Raw genomic sequence first — 17,843 nt, 5'->3', positions numbered from 1 at the left:
GGGCACGGGCGGCGCCGAAGCCCCCGCCCGTGCCCGCCGTCGGCCGGCTCAGTCCTTGTGCATCTTGTGGAAGTAATGGAGGCTCGCCTGCGCATAGGCCAGCCGGTGGTCCAGCAGCTCCGGCCGCCAGCGGTAGCCGGAGCGCATGTACCGGAAGTCGAGCGCGGTCCCGGTCAGCGGGCGCGCCCCGCGCCGGTGCCAGGCGACGCGACGGGGCGCGCCCCAGACCAGCAGTTCCGTCACGTTGCCCAGGCTCAGCAGGGTGACCAGGAGTGAGCCGAAGAAGAACAGCAGCCACAGCGGGTAGGTCAGGACGAACCCCGCCCACCCGGCGATGCTGCCCCGGTACCCCGTGAGCACCGGTCCTTCCCGAGGCACGATCCGCCAGAACGCCCGCCGCCCCGGGCGGGACGGCCGGTGCTCGATCCGCCCCAGCGGTGCGCCGTCCTCGTCGGTCACGTCGAAGACCCCGGGTTCCGCCACCCCTGGCTTCCCCGGTCGGACCACGCACAGCCGCGCCTCGTCGGGTCCCGACAGCACCAGCACCGGGTGCGGTTCCCCGCTCCGGTGGGACATCCTCTCCTCCACCTCGGCCACCGTCACCTGGCGGAGCGTGCCGCCGTCGCCGCGGGGGGACGGCCGGGGCGGGGCCGGGCCGGCCCCGTCGGCGGCGACGGTCGCCGGGTCGCACAACCGGACCCGGGCCAGCGACTCCTCCCGCTTCATCCGCTGGTCGGGCAGGATGAGGAACTCCTCGCCGTCGGCCCACTCCCCGGTCCGCATCCCCGTGGTCCCCGTGATGTCCACGGTGAAGTTCAGTGTCACGCCCTCGCCCCTCCTCGTCGGTAACCGCCGTACGCGCGCCCGATTGTGCCAACTCCTCCCCCGTGTGGGGGAGGTGTGTGCGGGGGACGCGGGGCGGGGGCGCCGGAAGGGACGAGGGGCGGGCCCGGGGCGGCGCCCGTCAGCCCTCCTGGTCGCCGTCCTCCAGCCGGAACCCGACCTTGAGCCCCACCTGGTAGTGGGCGACCGCGCCGTCCTCGATGTGGCCCCGGACCTGGGTGACCTCGAACCAGTCCAGGTTGCGCAGGGTCTGCGACGCCCGCGAGATCCCGTTGCGGATCGCCGCGTCCACCCCCTCCCGCGAGGTGCCGACGATCTCGGTGACCCGGTAGGTGTGCTCCGACATGCTCGCTCCTCGACCGCAGGTGCGGCCGGTGGGACCACCGGCCGTCACTCCACGGTGCCCCAGCCCGTGGGAGCCCGCGAGTGCTACGCTCCCGCCGGGCCGTGACTGGCGCGAACGAGATGGGTGCAACCATCGGGGAGCGGTCCGCTCCGTGGAGTGCCGCGCGCCTGGGCCGTCCGCGCGCACCGCATGGAGGCCCCGTGACCACCTCTCCCGTCGACGCCCCGTCCGGCCCCGAGCCGCTGCCGTACGCCGAGCGGGCGTCCACCGCCTACCGGGCCGCACTGGACGTGATCCGCTCCGTGGAGCCCGCCGTCGCGGACGCCGTCGCCGCCGAACTCGCCGACCAGCGAGAGTCGCTCAAGCTCATCGCCAGCGAGAACTACGCCTCCCCGGCGGTGCTGCTGACCATGGGGAACTGGTTCAGCGACAAGTACGCCGAGGGCACCGTCGGCCGGCGGTTCTACGCCGGCTGCCGCAACGTCGACACGGTGGAGGAACTGGCCGCCCGCCACGCCCGGGAGCTGTTCGGGGCGCGGCACGCCTACGTCCAGCCCCACTCGGGCATCGACGCCAACCTGGTCGCCTTCTGGGCGGTGCTCGCCCGGCGGGTGGAGTCTCCGGCGCTGGAACGGGCCGGTGTCCGCGGTGTCAACGACCTCGCCGACGCCGACTGGGCGGCGCTGCGCGGGGAGTTGGGCGACCAGCGGATGCTCGGCATGTCACTCGACGCCGGCGGCCACCTCACCCACGGGTTCCGCCCCAACATCTCCGGCAAGATGTTCGACCAGCGCAGCTACGGGACCGACCCGGCCACCGGACTGCTCGACTACGACGCGGTCCGCGCCGCCGCGCGCGCGTTCCGGCCACTGATCCTGGTGGCGGGCTACTCGGCCTATCCGCGGCTGGTCGACTTCGCCCGGATGCGGGAGATCGCCGACGAGGTCGGCGCCACCCTGATGGTGGACATGGCCCATTTCGCCGGGCTCGTCGCGGGCAAGGTCCTCACCGGCGACCACGACCCCGTCGCCCACGCGCAGATCGTCACCTCCACCACGCACAAGTCGCTGCGCGGCCCGCGCGGCGGCCTGGTGCTGTGCGACGACTCCCTCGCCGAACAGGTCGACCGCGGCTGCCCGATGGTCCTCGGCGGCCCGCTGCCGCACGTCATGGCAGCCAAGGCGGTCGCGTTCGCCGAGGCGCGTCGCCCCGACTTCGCCGCGTACGCGGAGCGGGTCGTCGCCAACGCGCGGGCCTTGGCGGAGGGGCTGCTGCGCCGCGGCGTGCGGCTGGTGACCGGGGGCACCGACAACCACCTGGTGCTCCTCGATGTCTCGCCGCACGGGCTGACCGGCCGACAGGCCGAGGCCGCGCTGCTGGCGGCGGGGATCGTCACCAACCGCAACGCGGTGCCGAGCGACCCCAACGGCGCCTGGTACACCTCCGGCGTCCGGCTCGGCACCCCGGCGCTCACCTCCCGCGGCATGGGGCCTGCCGAGATGGACGAGGTCGCCGCCCTTGTCGCCCGGGTGCTCGACGCGACGGAGCCCGGCACCACCGACTCCGGCGGCGCCTCCCGGGTGCGGTTCGACCTCGCACCGCGCGTGGCCGCCGAGGTCGCGGACCGCGCCGCCGACCTGCTCGGCCGCCACCCGCTCTACCCCGGGCTGGAACTGGCGTGACCGGGGGCCCGCCCTCGCCGGCGTCCCCCGGCTCCGTGCCCCCGGGGGACGGCCGGGCCGCGGCCGCGCGGACCGAGGCCGAGGCGGTGGCCGTGCAGCGGCTGCTCCGCGAGCGCCTGGTGCGGGACGAAGCCGGGCCGCCGGCCGACGGCACCGGAACGGTGGCCGGGGTGGACGTCGCCTACGACGACGAGCGCGACCTGGTGGCGGCGGCCGTCGTCGTGCTCGACGCCGGTTCGCTGGAGGTGGTGGCCGAGGCCACGGCGGTGGGCCCGGTCCCCTTCCCGTACGTCCCGGGGCTGCTGGCGTTCCGCGAGGTCCCCGCCGTCGTGCGGGCGCTGGACCGTCTCGCCGAGCCCCCCGGGCTGGTGGTCTGCGACGGGTACGGGCTGGCGCACCCGCGGCGGTTCGGGCTCGCCTGCCACCTCGGGGTGGTGACGGGCCTGCCGACGATCGGTGTCGCCAAGTCGCCCTTCACCTTCCGCCACGACGTCCCGGGCACGGCGCGTGGCTCCTCCTCCCCCCTGCTGGACGGCGAGGAGGAAGTGGGGCGGGCGCTGCGCACCCGGGCCGAGGTCAAACCGGTCTTCGTCTCCGCCGGGCACCGCGTCGACCTCGACACAGCGTGCGCCCACGTGATGCGGCTGACGCCGCACTACCGGCAGCCGGACCCGATCCGCCGTGCCGACCGGGCGTGCCGGGACGCGTTGTCCGCCGCTGCCGCCACCGGGGCACGCGGCCCGGCGTGACCAGGGCCGGGGCGCCCGGTCCGCGCTCCGGCCCAGGTCGGGAGGGGGAGGTAATCGACGCACGCATCAGGTAAGGTCACCCTTACCTGATGCGTGCGTCGGTGAGCGTCCCATGCCGCCGCGTGCGGTGCGCCGTTGCTCCCGGTCAGGGGCCGGCGCCGAGGACCCGGCCGTCGCGACGGCCCCACCGAGCGAGGAGCAGCGATGAACGACCGGCCTGCCCGACCCGCGAACCCCACCCACATCGGCAGGGTGCTGCGCACCGAGCAGCTCACGGACCACATGATCCGGGTCACCTTCGGCGGCGAAGGACTCCGCGACTTCGCCACCGGCCCCTACACCGACAGCTACGTCAAGCTCGTCTTCCCGCGGCCCGGTGTCGACTACCCGCAGCCGCTGGACGTCGCCGCGATCCGCCGCGACCGGCCGCGCGACCAGTGGCCGCTGACGCGCACCTACACCGTCCGCAGCTTCGACCCGGCGGGGCCGGAGCTCGTGATCGACTTCGTCCACCACGGCGACACGGGGCTCGCCGGCCCCTGGGCGGCGTCCGCCGCGCCCGGTGACGAACTCGCCATCCTCGGCCCCGGCGGCGGGTACGCGCCCGACCCCCAGGCCGACTGGCACCTCCTGGTGGGCGACGAGAGCGCGCTGCCCGCGATCGCCGCCTCCGTGGCGGAACTCCCGGCAGGCGCCCGGGCGCGGGTCTTCCTGGAGATCGGGGACCCGGGGGAGGAGCAGAAGCTCCAGCCGCCGGCCGGCGAGGTGGACATCGTCTGGGTGGACCGCAGCTCCGGCGGCTACGGCGAGGCCCTGCTGGCGGCGGTCACCGCCGCCGACCTGCCCGCCGGCACCGGTCAGGCGTTCGTGCACGGTGAGGCGCACTGGGTGAAGTCGCTCCGCCGTCATCTGCGGCACGAGCGCGGGATGAAGCCCGCGCAGCTCTCCATCAGCGGCTACTGGCGCCGCGGAGCGGACGAGGACGGCTGGCAGGCCGGGAAGGCCGAGTGGAACCGCCGTGTGGAGGAGGAGCAGGAGCAGGCGGCCGCCTGATCCGCGGCCCCGCCGACCGCTGCGGCCCCCCAGGTGTCGCAGCGGTCGCCCGCCCCGGGGCGGGCGAAGCGTGGACCGCATGGCGGCGGGTCGGGACGAGCAGCGCGGCGGGGTGTGGGAGCGCGTCCGCGCGCACGCCCTCGGACTGCCCGGCGTCGTGGAGGAGTTCCCCTGGGGCGAATCGGCGGTGAAGGCGGGCAGCCGGGTCTTCGCCTTCCTCGGGGCTCCCGCCGCCGGCGCCGCTCCGGCCATGGTGGTCACGTTGCCGAGCGACGACGTCCGCGCCCATGCGCTGTCTCTGCCGGGCGCCGAGCCTGCCGGGTACGGCCTCGCGCGCACCGGATGGGTGCGGGTGCCGCTCGGTGGGACGGCCGCCGCGCCGGCGGACGAACTGCTCCGCGACTGGGGGGAGGAGAGCTTCCGGGCGATCGCGCCCCGCCGCGCGGTCGCCGAACTCGACGCCCGCCGAGCGTGACGGAGCGACCCGTCGGCCGCGCGGCGCCCCCCTGACGGCCGCCCGCGGCCGTGCTGCCCCGCCGGCAGTACCGCCGCCGTGCCGCGCCGGTCAGCGACCGCGCGCGGCGGACGCCAGCGCCTCGACGGCCCGGTCCACGTCCGCCTCGTCGTTGTAGAGGTGGAACGCCGCGCGCAACGCCCCCCGGCGGCGGGCGACGCGGACCTCCGCCCGGTGCAGCGCCTCCGCCGCGCCCTCGGTCTCCGGGAACGAGACGATCGGCCCGCCGGCGTCCGGCACCTCGTGGCCCAACTCCGCCAGCGCCGCCCGGAACCTCGCCGCCAGTGCGCGGTCGTGCGCGCCGACACGCGCCGGCCCCACCTCGGCCAGCAGCCGCAGCGAGGGCGCCGCCGCCAGGTACGCCAGGAAGGCCGGGCTCTGGTCGAAGCGGCGCGCGTCGCGCGCGAGTTCGGTCACCGGGCCGTAGCAGCTCTGCCACGGCTCCTCCCCGGCCACCCAGCCCGCGTGCAGCGGGCGGAGGCCGCCGAACTCGGCCGGCACCGTCAGGAACGACACCCCGCGGGGAGTCAGCAGCCACTTGTAGCCGCCGCACACCGTGTAGTCGAAGTCGCCTGCCCGCAGCGGCAGCCACCCCGCCGCCTGGGTCGTGTCGAGCAGGGTGCGCGCCCCGTGGTCGCGCGCGGCGGTCAGCAGGGCGTCGAGGTCGACGACCCGGCCGTCGGCCGACTGGGCGGCGCTCACCGCCACCAGGCCGGTACCGGGGCGGATCGCGTCGACGAGCCCGTCCAGCGGCACCTGCCGCAGCCGCAGCTCCCCGTGCTGGTCGAACGGGGTGGGCAGCGAGCTGAACTCCTCGCGCGCCACGAGGACCTCGGACCCCGGCGGCAGGGAGGCGGCCACCAGGGCGACGTGCACCGCGACGGACGAACCGACGGCCACCCGCTCGGGCGCCACGCCCACGAGCGCCGCGTACCCCGCGCGGACCCCGTCCACCGCGCGCAGGCAGGCCGCCTGGTCGAGCGTGCCGTCCGCCATCCGCGCCGCCGCCTGCCGTACCGCGGCGACCGACCGGCGGGGGAGCAGGCCGTGGGAGGCGGTGTCGAGGTAGGTCCCTCGCGGGGAGAACTCCTGCCGCAGTGCGTCCATGGGGGATGTCTGGCCCGTGCGCCGACCCGCCACACGCGCCCCGTCACGGGGCCCGGGGCCTTCCCCCGCCGCGCCGTGCGCCCCGCGCACCCCGTCACGCGCCCCGATCCTTGAGAAAAGCCGAAGGCGTTCCTAGGATCGCGTTGTTACCGCGACGTAGCGCGACGGACCACGGGGGGACCATGCCGACCGACGCCGGAACCGGGGCGCGGGTGGGGCAACCGGCGGGGCCCGGCCACGGCTCCGCCCCGTCCGCCGCCCTGCAGCTCGCCGGACCGGCCCCCGGCGGCGTCCGGGCGGACCGACCCGGCCCCGGCAGGACCCGCCTCCCGCCCGGGCCGGCTCCGGCCGGCCGCACCCCGCGTCCGGTGTTCGCGGCCCCCGGGGCGGTGGAGGGCGTCGCCCGCGCCCCGCGCCGGGCCGAGCGGGCCGGAGCCCCGGTGACCGGGAGTCCACCGCCGGCGCAACGCATCGGCAACCAGGCCGCGTTCGCGCGCACCCCCCGACGGGCCGACGGCCGCACGGCCGCCCGGGGGCAGCACAGCCCCCCGCCGGACCGCACCCGGCACGACCGCGGACGGTTCGCGCTCACCCCCGTGCCCGCCGCCACGGAAACTGCCGACGTCCGACCGGTCGCCCCCGGCCGCCCCCACCTCGCCCGTCGCGGCACCGCGACCGAGCACGGCGGAACCGCCCGACCGACGCCCACGCCCAGGTTCGCCGTGCATCCCCGCGCGTTACGGCCGACGCCGGAACGGCGCTCGGCGGAGTCCGCCGCGGCCGCCGAACGGCGGGACCCACCCGGCGGGCACGGCGAAGCCGCCTGACGCCCGCACCGCCCCGGACCCCGCCGTCCGATCGCGCCGTCGCGCCACGCGCTCCCGGCGCGGGCCCCGACAGCGGGAGGCCGCCGGCCGACATCCGCTTCCACGAAAGGCTCCCATGACCATCGACGCCTACGTCTACGACGCCTACCGCACCCCCCGCGGCCGCGGCCGGAGCACCGGCTCCCTGCACACCGTCAAACCCATCGACCTCGTCACCGGGCTGATGGGGCGACTGGAGCACCGGCTGCCGGGGCTCGACCCCGCGGCCGTCGACGACGTCGTGCTCGGCGTGGTCAGCCCGCACGGGGACCAGGGCTCCGACATCGCCAAGATCGCCGCGTTGGCCGCGGGGCTCCCCGAGTCCGTCGCCGGGGTGCAGCTCAACCGGTTCTGCGCCTCGGGGCTGGAGGCTGTCAACACCGCTGCCGCCAAGGTCCGTTCGGGATGGGACGACCTGCTGCTGGCGGGCGGGGTGGAGTCCATGTCCCGCCTGCCCATCGGCTCCGACGGCGGCGCCTGGATGATGGACCCGATGACGAGCGTGGCGACCGGGTTCGTCCCGCAGGGCATCGGGGCCGACCTCATCGCCACCCTCGACGGCGTCGGCCGGCGCGAGGTCGACGCGTACGCGGCGCTCTCCCAGGAGCGTGCCGCCACCGCCGCGAAGGAGGGCCGGTTCGACCGCGGGTTGGAGCCCGTCGTCGACCGGTCGGGGCTCACGGTGCTCGACCACGACGAGTTCCCCCGCCCCGGCACCACTGCCGACTCCCTCGCCGCGTTGCGCCCCTCGTTCGCCAAGCTGGGCGAGGAGGGCGGGTTCGACGCCGTCGCGTTGCAGAAGTACCACCACCTGGCGCGCATCGACCACGTCCACCACGCCGGGAACTCCTCGGGCATCGTCGACGGCGCCGCGCTGGTGGTGGTCGGCAGCGAGGCGGTGGGCCGCCGCCTCGGCATGACCCCCCGGGCGCGGATCGTCTCCGCGGCGGTCACCGGATCGGAGCCGACCGTCATGCTCACCGGACCGGCACCGGCCAGCCGCAAGGCCCTGGCCCGCGCCGGTCTCACCGTCGACGACATCGACCTCTTCGAGGTCAACGAGGCGTTCGCCGCCGTCGTGCTGCGCTTCGTGCGGGAGATGGGTGTGGACCTCGACCGGGTCAACGTCAACGGCGGTGCCATCGCGCTCGGCCACCCGCTGGGGGCCACCGGGGCGATGATCCTCGGCACGCTGCTCGACGAACTGGAGCGGCGCGACCTGCGCCGCGGCCTCGCGACCCTCTGTGTCGGCGGCGGGATGGGTGTGGCCACCGTCATCGAGCGGGTGTGACGCAGGCCGCGCCACAGCCGCGGGGTGAACCCACCCCCGTCCGCCCCTCCCGGACCGCCCCACCGCCCCGCCGAGCGAAAGAGACCGCCATGACCCGACCCGCCGAAGCCGCACCCGCCCCCGACGCGTCACCGATCCTTTGGCACCGCGGCGCCGACGGCATCGTGACCCTCACCATGGACGCGCCCGGGCGCTCCGCCAACACCGTGGACGCCGCGTTCGTCACCGCGCTCACCGCCGTCGCCGACCGGCTGGAGGGGGAACGCGACACGGTCCGCGGCATCATCCTCACCTCCGCGAAGGAGACGTTCGTCGCCGGGGGCGACCTCGACGAGCTCATCGCGGCCGGCCCCGAGGACGCCCGCCGGGTCTTCGACTTCTCCATGGCGCTCAAGCGCGCGCTGCGCCGCATCGAGACGCTGGGCATGCCGGTGGTCGCCGCCGTCAACGGCACCGCGCTCGGCGGCGGACTGGAGCTCGCGCTCGCCTGCCACCACCGGATCGTCCTCGACGGGCCCGGCACCCGTCTCGGGTTGCCCGAGGTCACCCTGGGCCTGCTCCCGGGAGGCGGCGGCGTGGTCCGCACGGTGCGGATGCTCGGCATCGCCGACGCGCTGCAGCACGTGCTGCTGGCGGGCGCCCGCCACACCCCGGCGCGCGCGCTCGCCCTCGGGCTGGTCCACCACGTCGCCACCTCCCCCGAGGAGATGTTCGGCGCCGCGCGGGCCCACATCGACGCCCATCAGCAGTCGCGTCAGCCGTGGGACGAGGACGGGTACCGCATCCCCGGCGGCACGCCCGGCACCCGGTCCCTCGACGCGGTGCTCCCCTCCTTCGCCGCCCACCTGACGCGCCGCACCGGCGGCGCCCCGCTGCCCGCGCCGCGGAACATCCTGGCGGCCGCGGTGGAGGGGACGCAGGTCGACTTCGAGGGCGCCCAGGTGATCGAGAGCCGCTACTTCACGGAACTGGTCGTCGGACAGACCGCGAAGAACATGACGCAGGCGTTCTTCTTCGACCGCCGGACGGTCGACGCGGGTGCCGCCCGTCCGCAGGGCGAGCCCCCGCACCGGGTGCGCCGGGTGGGGGTCGTGGGGGCGGGCATGATGGGCGCGGGCATCGCCTACGTGTGCGCCCGAGCGGGGATCGACGTGGTGCTGCAGGACGTCAGCCGGGAGGCGGCGTCGCGGGGCAGGGCCCACTCCGAGCGGCTCGTGGCGGAGTCGGTCGCCCGCGGGCGGGTCGACGCGGCCGAGGCGGCGGCGCTGCCGGCCCGGATCACGGCGACCGACGCGGTGGAGGAGCTGGCCGGCTGCGAGGTCGTGATCGAGGCGGTCTTCGAGGACACCGCACTGAAGCACCGGGTGCTCGCCGCCGTCGAACAGGTCGTCGGTGAGGACGCGTTGCTCTGCACCAACACCTCGACGCTGCCCGTCAGCGGGCTGGCCGGCGCGGTGGACCGCCCCCAGGACTTCCTCGGGCTGCACTTCTTCTCGCCGGTCCACCGGATGCCGCTGGTGGAGATCGTGCGCTCCACCACCACCGGGGACCGCGCGCTGGCACGCGCCTTCGACCTGGTGCGGCAGATCGGGCGCACCCCGATCGTCGTCAACGACGGTCGCGGCTTCTTCACCTCCCGCGTCATGGCGCGGTACCTGCAGGAGGGCGTGGCCATGGTGGGGGAGGGGGTGGCGCCCTGGTCGGTGGAGCGGGCGGCCGCCCGGGCCGGCTACCCGACGGGTGCGCTCGCCCTGCTGGACGAGCTGACCCTCACCCTGCCCCGGCTGATCCGTGCCGAGGAGCGGTCCGCCGCGGCGGACGCCGGCGAGGCGTGGGTGCCGCACCCGGCCGACGCCCTGCTGGACCGCATGGTGGAGGGGCACGGCAGGACCGGCCGCGCCGGCGGCGCCGGTTTCTACGAGTACGGCGCGGACGGCAGGCGGTCGGGGCTCTGGCCGGAGCTGTCCGACCGGCTCGCGGACGGCCGCAGCACGGTGCTCCCCATGGCGGACCTGACCGAACGCCTGCTGTTCGTGCAGGCGTTGGACAGCGTCCGCCTGCTGGAGGAGGGAGTGCTGACCTCGGTGGCGGACGCCAACGTCGGCTCGCTGCTGGGCATCGGCTTCCCGCCGTGGACCGGCGGGGTCCTCCAGTACGTCAACGGCTACCCGGGGGGTCCGGCGGGGTTCGTCGCGCGGGCCCGTGAGCTGGCGGACCGGTACGGTCCGCGGTTCGCGCCGCCCGCGCTGCTGCTGGAGAAGGCCGCGGCGGGAGAGTCGTTCGGCGAGGTGCGCCACCGGGGCGCGCGTGCGGAGCGTGCCGCGGTGTAGCCCGCCGCCGTCGCCGCCCCGCGGCCCCGTCCCCGGACCCGGGGGCGGGGCCGCGGTGGTGCGGTGGCGAGGCGAGGACGGCGCCACGGGGGAGGTGTGCCCGGAGTGCGCCGGGGTAGGTGAACGGCGCCGTATCGATCCGTTTGCGTTTCGCAGTCCGGATGTCTACGCTCGTGCGGAGAGAAACGACATCGTTTCGATCTGCGGATCAATGATGGGATGGCCACCTCCGGCCGGAGGACCGGCCCCGTCGACAGGACACGGAATGACCGAGCAGCCCGGCGCCACCGCCCCCAGAGCCGGTGGCCGCAGCGGCCGGACCAAGCTCACGGAGGAACGTGAGCAGGAGCTCTACGAGGCCGTTCTCGCCGAGCTGCGGGAACGCGGGTACGAAGCCCTCACGATGGACGCCGTCGCCGCTCGCTCCCGGTCCAGCAAGGCCACCCTCTACCGCCAGTGGCAGAGCAAGGCCCGCCTGGTCACCTCCGCGCTCCGGCACACCAAGCGGCTGTCGCTCGACGACGTCGACACCGGCTCGCTCAGCGGCGACTTCCGGGAGATGTGCGGCCGGGTCGGTACCGAGGCCACCGACGACACCGCTGTCATCCACGCCCTCTCGCACGCCTGCCGCAACGACCCGGACCTCCACCTCGCCGTCCGGCAGGCCATCATCGACCCGGAGATCGAGGTGCTCGACCGCGCCCTGCGCCGCGCCGAGGAGCGCGGTGAACTCGCCCCCGGCAACCCCGCGGTGGAGTTCGTCGTGCACTCGATCATCGGCGCGCTCATTGCCCGGCCGCTGATGGAGGGCCGCTACGCCGACCCCGACTTCCTGCGCCGCTTCGCGGACACCATGATCATCCCGCTGCTGCTCCCCGAGCCGGCCACCGCGGGCTGACCGGCCGCGGCCCGCCGGGCCGCCCGCCGGTCGTGGCACAACACCACACCGATCACCACGCCGACCCGGCGGCCGCGACAGGCCGCCGGGGTGGACCCTCACTGCCCGGACCGAATAGGAGACACCCGCCGCCATGGCGACTTTTCTCTACAAACTGGGACGCGCGTCGTTCCTCAAGCGGCGCCTCGTAGCCCTGCTGTGGGTGCTGCTGCTCGGTGCCACCGGCCTCGTCGCCGCCACCAACGCCAGCCAGCCGTCCAACGAGATATCGATGCCGGGCACCGAGGCCCAGGAGGCGTTCGACCTTCTCTCCGAGCGCTACCCCGGCATGGGGGTCGACGGGGCGACCGCCCGCGTCGTCTTCCGTGCGGAGGACGGCACCATGGAGGACGCGGCCAACCAGGAGGCGGTGGCAGGGGTCCTCCAGGAGCTCGAGCAGAGCTCCGACGAGGTCGCCTCCGTCACCGACCCGTTCGAGGTCGGCGCGGTCAGCCAGGACTCCACCACCGCGTACACGCAGGTCTCCTACCTCGTCAGCGGCTTCGAGCTGGACGACGCGGACCGCGACGCGCTGGAAGCCGCCGCCGAGACCGGCCGGGACGCTGGCCTGGTCGTCGAGATCGGTGGTGACGCCCTCTTCGAGATCCCCGCCACCGGCATCGCCGAGGTCATCGGTATCGCCGTCGCTGCCGTGGTCCTGGTCGTCACCCTCGGATCGCTGGTCGCCGCCGGGCTGCCGCTGATCACCGCGCTCGTCGGCGTCGGCATCTCCGTCCTCACCATCACCGTGCTCAGCGGCCCGCTGGAGCTGGACACCACCACGCCGATCCTGGCGATGATGCTGGGACTCGCGGTCGGCATCGACTACGCCCTGTTCATCGTCTCGCGCTACCGGGCGGAACTCGACGAGGGCCACTCCAAGGTGGAAGCCGTGGGGCGTGCCTCGGGCACCGCGGGTTCCGCGGTCGTCTTCGCCGGCCTCACCGTCATCATCGCCATGGCCGGCCTCGCCGTCGTCAACATCCCGATCCTCACCAAGATGGGCTTCGCCGCCGCCGGCGCGGTCGCCGTCGCCGTGCTCGTCGCCGTCACCCTCATCCCCGCCGTGCTCGGTTTCGCCGGCGACAAGGTGCGGGGCGGCCGCCGCAAGGTCGTCGAGGGCGACGACGCCGGCGTGACCGGCGACGCGAACGACGAGAACGGCGCCGCCGCCACCGGGACCGACCGTGCCGCCGCCGAGCGTCCCAACATGGGGACCCGCTGGGCCCGGCAGGTCATCCGGCGCCCCGTCGCCGTGCTGGTGGCCGCCGTGGTCAGCCTCGGCATCATCGCCATCCCCGCCGGCCAGCTGGAGCTGAACCTGCCGGACGAGGGCTCCGCGGCGCCCTCCACCACCCAGCGCCAGGCCTACGACATGCTGGCCGAGTCCTTCGGCCCCGGCGTCAACGGCCCGCTCATGGTGGTCCTCGACGGCGAGGGCGGCGGCGACGCCATGGCCGCGGCCGAGCAGCTCACCGAGCGTGCCATGGCGCTCGACGGGGTGGTGGCGGTCACCCCGCCGCAGCCCGACGAGAGCGGCACGACGGCGCTGCTGACCGTGGTCCCCGCCTCCACCCCCTCCAGCACCGAGACCGAGACGGTCGTCAACGACATCCGCGGCCTGGCCGGGGACCTGGAGCAGGAGACCGGCGCCACCCTGGCCGTCACCGGCCAGACCGCCATGGGCATCGACGTCTCGCAGAAGCTCGACGACGCCCTCGTGCCCTACCTGGCGCTCGTCGTCGGCCTGGCCTTCGTGCTGCTGATGGTCGTCTTCCGCTCGCTGCTCGTGCCGCTCAAGGCCGCGCTCGGCTTCCTGCTCTCCGTCATGGCGGCCCTCGGCGCCGTGGTCGCGGTCTTCCAGTGGGGCTGGCTGGCCGGCCCGCTGGGCGTCGAGACCACCGGGCCCGTGATGAGCCTGATGCCGATCTTCCTCATCGGTGTCGTCTTCGGCCTCGCCATGGACTACGAGGTCTTCCTCGTCACCCGGATGCGGGAGGCGTACGTCCACGGCGCCACCCCCGACGAGGCCATCGTCACCGGCTTCCGCTACGGCGCCCGGGTCGTCACCGCGGCCGCGATCATCATGATCAGCGTCTTCGCCGGCTTCGTCAGCGCGACCGAACCGATGATCAAGATGATCGGTTTCGGCCTCGCCGTGGCGGTCCTCTTCGACGCGTTCGTCGTCCGCATGGCCATCGTGCCGGCGCTGCTCGCGCTGCTCGGCCGCTCCGCCTGGTGGCTCCCGGCCTGGCTGGACCGCATCCTCCCCAACGTGGACGTGGAGGGCGAGCGGCTGGTCACCGCGGCTCCCGCCGACCGTGACGGCGACGCTGCCACGCCGGCCACCGCGGCGACGGCCGCCGCCGAGGCCCGCCGGGACGAGCCCGCCGAGCAGCGTCGCTGACCCGACGCGCCCGCCGGTCTCGCCCGCAGCGCCCGCCCCCGGACACCCGCCAGGTGTCCGGGGGCGGGCGCGTTCGGCCACCACCGGTCACAATGGCACCGGGAGGCGCCGAGATGACCGCACCGCACCAGGACCCCGCGACAGCGGGCCGCCGCACCGATCCGCCCGTCGGGCCGCCCCCGGACGGCCTGCTCTGGGAGTTCTACGGGGACGTCCGCTTCCTGATGTGGCTCCCCGCCGCGCTGGCCCTGCAGACCGCGCTGCCCGGCGTCGGCGCGGGCGTCGACGACCACTCGGTGTTCCGTACCGACCCCTGGGGGCGCGCCGACCGCTCGGTCCGGTCCGCGCTGCTCTGGGTCTACGGCGGCGAGGAGGCCGCCGCCGAGGGCCGCCGCCTGCGCCGCCTGCACCGCTCCATCAGCGGCACCACTCCCGACGGCCGCCGCTACCACTCCCTCGACCCCCACCTGTACGGCTGGGTCCACGCCACCGGCTACCCGGTGATGCTCCGCGCCCTCAGCGTGCTCCACGGCCGCAGCTGCACCCCGGCGGAGCAGGAGGCCCTCTACCGCGAATGGCGCACGGTCGGCGTGCTGCTGGGGCTGCGCGACCGCGACCTCCCCGCCACGGCCGCGGAGTTCGCGCCCCGCTACCGGGCATGGTTGGACGAACTGGTCGCCACGCCCGTCGTCCGTGAGTTGACCGACCCCCGCAACACCGTCGGCCCGCCCGACCACGGACCCCGCCCGGTCCGGGTGCCGTTGCGGATTGCCTGGCCGCTGCTGCGACGCCCCACCGCCCGGCTGCTGGCCTTCCTCACCGTCGGCCTGATGCCGCCCGAGGCCAGGGCCGCCGTCGGGCTGCCCTGGAGCGAGCAGCAGGAACGCCGGTTGCGCGCCCTGGGCCGGGCGACCGGTGCCGTCGTCACCCGGCTTCCCGAGCGACTGCGCTACCTCCCCGACGCCGCGCGTGCCCGTCGCGCACACCGGGCCCGCCACTGACCGCGACCCGGGGCCGTGACGTACCGCCGATCGCGCCCCACGGGTCCGGAAGACGCGGTCAAATCCCACGAATGTCCCCCGGCCCTGCCACAATGCTCGGGCACCCGCGCCCCCGCCCCGTCCGGCCCCGCCTCGCGGAGCCGAACCGCGGAGGGCGGCCACCGCACCGAAGGAGACAGGGGCCCTATCCCCGTGAACCGCGTGACCAACTCCGTGGCAGACCGCTCGATCGAAACCCGGATCGCCGACGAACTGGGCGTCCGGGAGGGGCAGGTGACGGCCGCCGTCGGACTGCTCGACGGCGGGGCCACGGTGCCGTTCGTCGCCCGCTACCGCAAGGAGGTGACCGGGGCCCTCGACGACACCCAGCTGCGCACCCTGGAGGAACGCCTCCGCTACCTGCGGGAGTTCGAGGAGCGCCGTGACGCGGTCCTGGAGTCGGTGCGCTCCCAGGGCAAGCTCACCGACGAACTGGAAGCGAGCATCCGCGCCGCCGAGACCAAGGCACGACTGGAGGACATCTACCTCCCCTACAAGCCCAAGCGTCGGACCAAGGCGCAGATCGCCCGCGAGGCGGGCCTGGAACCGCTGGCGGACACCCTCCTCGCGGACCCCGCGACCGACCCCGCAGCCGCCGCGGCCGGGTACGTGGACGCCGAGCGCGGCGTGGACAGCGCCGATGCCGCCCTCGCGGGCGCCCGGGCCGTCCTCACCGAACGCTTCGGCGAGGACGCCGACCTGGTCGGCGAACTGCGCGAGCGGATCTGGGAGAAGGGCCGTTTGACCTCGCGGGTCCGCGAGGGCCGCGAGACCGAGGGCGCCAAGTTCTCCGACTACTTCGACTGGTCCGAGCCGCTGGGCACGATGCCCTCCCACCGCGCGCTGGCGATGTTCCGCGGTGAGAAGGAGGAGCACCTGGACGTCGCGCTCGCACCCGAGGAGCCCGAGTCGGCCGAGGGCCCCTCCGCCTACGAGCGGGCGATCGCCCACCGGTTCGGCGTGGCCGACCGCGGTCGCCCCGCCGACGCCTGGCTGCTGGAGACGGTCCGCTGGGCCTGGCGCACCCGGCTGCTCGTGCACCTCACCCTCGACCTCCGCACCCGGCTGCGCACCGCCGCCGAGGACGGCGCCGTCGGTGTCTTCGCCACCAACCTCCGCGACCTGCTGCTCGCGGCCCCCGCCGGTACCCGCGCCACCATGGGCCTGGACCCGGGGCTGCGCACCGGGGTGAAGGTCGCCGTCGTGGACGCCACCGGCAAGGTGGCGGCCACCGACACCGTCCACCCCCACGCCCCGCAGCGGAAGTGGGACGCCGCGCTGGAGCGGCTCGCCCGGCTCGCCTCCGAGCACCGCGTCGAACTGATCGCCGTGGGCAACGGCACGGCCTCCCGGGAGACGGACAAGCTCGCGGGCGAGCTGATCGCGGCGCTGCCGGAGCTGAAACTGACCAAGGCGCTGGTCTCCGAGGCCGGGGCCTCGGTGTACTCGGCCTCCGCCTACGCCTCGAAGGAACTCCCGGAGCTCGACGTCTCCCTGCGCGGTGCGGTCTCCATCGCCCGCCGGCTGCAGGACCCGCTCGCCGAGCTGGTCAAGATCGACCCGAAGTCCATCGGCGTCGGCCAGTACCAGCACGACCTGGCGGAGGGGAAACTCTCGCGGTCGCTGGACGCGGTGGTGGAGGACTGCGTGAACGGCGTCGGTGTCGACGTCAACACGGCCTCGGTACCGCTGCTCGCGCGGGTCTCCGGTGTCTCGGCCACGGTTGCCGAGAACATCGTCGCCCACCGCGACGCCAACGGCCCGTTCCGGTCCCGGCGCGCGCTCAAGGACGTGCCCCGGCTGGGCCCGAAGGCGTTCGAGCAGTGCGCGGGCTTCCTCCGGGTGCGGGACGGCGAGGACCCGCTCGACGCCTCCAGCGTGCACCCGGAGTCCTACCCCGTGGTGCGCCGGATGGCGTCCGCCACCGGCACCGCGGTCCCGGACCTCATCGGCAACACCGCGCTGCTGCGCTCGTTGCGCCCCGAGGACTTCGCGGACGAGGCATTCGGACTGCCCACGGTCACCGACATCCTCGGCGAGCTGGAGAAGCCGGGCCGTGACCCGCGGCCGGCGTTCCGCGCGGCACGGTTCAAGGACGGCGTGGAGAAGATCGGCGACCTGGCGGCGGGCATGATCCTGGAGGGCGTCGTCTCCAACGTGGCCGCCTTCGGGGCCTTCGTCGACGTCGGCGTCCACCAGGACGGGCTGGTGCACGTCTCCGCCATGTCGGACCGGTTCGTCTCCGACCCCCGCGAGATCGTCAAGCCGGGCGACATCGTCCGCGTCAAGGTGCTGGACGTCGACGTCCCCCGGAAGCGGATCTCGCTGACCCTCCGGCTGGAGGACTCCGCCGCCGCCCGCGGCGGCGAGGCCGGCCGGGGCGGTGACGGTGGCGCACCGCGCCAGCGCGACCGCCGCGGTGGTCGGGGCGAGGGCCGCGGCGGAGCGCGTGCGGGCCAGGACGCGGGCCGCAACGGCCGCCGGGGCGGCCAGGGCGGCGACGGGAAGCGCCGCGAGCAGCCCGCCAACAGCGCGATGGCGGACGCGCTGCGCCGGGCCGGGCTCACGGGGGAGTCCCGCCGCTGACAGGCCACCGGGCGGCCCCCGCGCGGGCCCTCCTTCCACCCGGTCGACCCCTTGACAGAACGGCACGGCACCGCGGGCGGGGGGGGGGGGGG

At 75.3% G+C, this 17,843-nt stretch carries 13 protein-coding genes and 1 riboswitch; of the genes, 10 read left to right on the top strand and 3 right to left on the bottom strand.

The genetic code is table 11. The features are described from left to right. Positions 1 to 48: 48 nt before the first annotated feature. On the bottom strand, positions 49 to 825 hold the full coding sequence (locus HCN56_RS14005) for a hypothetical protein (protein ID WP_167970989.1): 777 nt from the start codon (positions 823 to 825) through the stop codon (positions 49 to 51). 139 nt (positions 826 to 964) lie between these two features. Next, a complete protein-coding gene (locus HCN56_RS14000; protein WP_167970987.1) occupies positions 965 to 1,189 on the bottom strand; it encodes a dodecin in 225 nt (74 codons plus the stop codon). Positions 1,190 to 1,280: 91 nt separating this feature from the next. Beyond that, a riboswitch (ZMP/ZTP riboswitch) is annotated at positions 1,281 to 1,369 on the top strand. 62 nt (positions 1,370 to 1,431) lie between these two features. Here HCN56_RS14000 and HCN56_RS13995 point away from each other — a divergent pair. The 4 genes from HCN56_RS13995 to HCN56_RS13980 all read left to right on the top strand — a co-directional run bounded on the left by HCN56_RS13995 (position 1,432) and on the right by HCN56_RS13980 (position 5,148). Next, the gene (locus tag HCN56_RS13995) at positions 1,432 to 2,871 is read left to right on the top strand and encodes a glycine hydroxymethyltransferase (RefSeq protein ID WP_245246524.1); all 1,440 of its coding nucleotides are present in this window, start codon (positions 1,432 to 1,434) and stop codon (positions 2,869 to 2,871) included. 35 nt (positions 2,872 to 2,906) lie between these two features. Beyond that, positions 2,907 to 3,620 carry an endonuclease V gene (locus tag HCN56_RS13990; protein ID WP_167970991.1) on the top strand — a complete coding sequence of 238 codons (714 nt, stop codon included), beginning with the start codon at positions 2,907 to 2,909 and terminating at the stop codon, positions 3,618 to 3,620. 204 nt (positions 3,621 to 3,824) lie between these two features. Then, positions 3,825 to 4,673, top strand: a complete 849-nt coding sequence (locus HCN56_RS13985) for a siderophore-interacting protein (protein WP_167970985.1) — start codon at positions 3,825 to 3,827, stop codon at positions 4,671 to 4,673. 79 nt (positions 4,674 to 4,752) lie between these two features. After that, complete coding sequence (locus HCN56_RS13980; protein WP_167970983.1) at positions 4,753 to 5,148, top strand: MmcQ/YjbR family DNA-binding protein; 396 nt, start codon at positions 4,753 to 4,755, stop codon at positions 5,146 to 5,148. 90 nt (positions 5,149 to 5,238) lie between these two features. Here HCN56_RS13980 and HCN56_RS13975 read toward each other — a convergent pair whose 3' ends face one another. Beyond that, positions 5,239 to 6,294 carry an aminotransferase class V-fold PLP-dependent enzyme gene (locus HCN56_RS13975; protein WP_167970981.1) on the bottom strand — a complete coding sequence of 352 codons (1,056 nt, stop codon included), beginning with the start codon at positions 6,292 to 6,294 and terminating at the stop codon, positions 5,239 to 5,241. 942 nt (positions 6,295 to 7,236) lie between these two features. Here HCN56_RS13975 and HCN56_RS13970 point away from each other — a divergent pair. The 6 genes from HCN56_RS13970 to HCN56_RS13945 all read left to right on the top strand — a co-directional run bounded on the left by HCN56_RS13970 (position 7,237) and on the right by HCN56_RS13945 (position 17,751). After that, positions 7,237 to 8,451 carry an acetyl-CoA C-acetyltransferase gene (locus HCN56_RS13970; RefSeq protein ID WP_167970979.1) on the top strand — a complete coding sequence of 405 codons (1,215 nt, stop codon included), beginning with the start codon at positions 7,237 to 7,239 and terminating at the stop codon, positions 8,449 to 8,451. 89 nt (positions 8,452 to 8,540) lie between these two features. Further along, complete coding sequence (locus HCN56_RS13965; protein WP_167970977.1) at positions 8,541 to 10,781, top strand: 3-hydroxyacyl-CoA dehydrogenase NAD-binding domain-containing protein; 2,241 nt, start codon at positions 8,541 to 8,543, stop codon at positions 10,779 to 10,781. A gap of 265 nt (positions 10,782 to 11,046) precedes the next feature. Next, a complete protein-coding gene (locus tag HCN56_RS13960; RefSeq protein WP_167970976.1) occupies positions 11,047 to 11,679 on the top strand; it encodes a TetR/AcrR family transcriptional regulator in 633 nt (210 codons plus the stop codon). Between the two features lie 133 nt (positions 11,680 to 11,812). Continuing rightward, positions 11,813 to 14,125: an MMPL family transporter gene (locus HCN56_RS13955; RefSeq protein WP_167970974.1), complete on the top strand. Its 2,313-nt coding sequence runs from the start codon at positions 11,813 to 11,815 to the stop codon at positions 14,123 to 14,125. A gap of 113 nt (positions 14,126 to 14,238) precedes the next feature. Next, the gene (locus HCN56_RS13950; RefSeq protein WP_167970972.1) at positions 14,239 to 15,126 is read left to right on the top strand and encodes an oxygenase MpaB family protein; all 888 of its coding nucleotides are present in this window, start codon (positions 14,239 to 14,241) and stop codon (positions 15,124 to 15,126) included. A 201-nt stretch (positions 15,127 to 15,327) separates the two neighbouring features. After that, entirely contained in the window at positions 15,328 to 17,751 is a 2,424-nt protein-coding gene (locus tag HCN56_RS13945) for a Tex family protein (RefSeq protein ID WP_167970970.1), read from the top strand. Positions 17,752 to 17,843 lie beyond the last annotated feature (92 nt).

Origin of the sequence: Streptomyces lonarensis (assembly GCF_012033735.1) — a bacterium.
Lineage (GTDB): Bacteria > Actinomycetota > Actinomycetes > Streptomycetales > Streptomycetaceae > Streptomyces > Streptomyces lonarensis.
The sequence above is the reverse complement of the archived record's forward strand: the minus strand, read 5'-3'. Positions and strand labels throughout refer to the sequence as shown.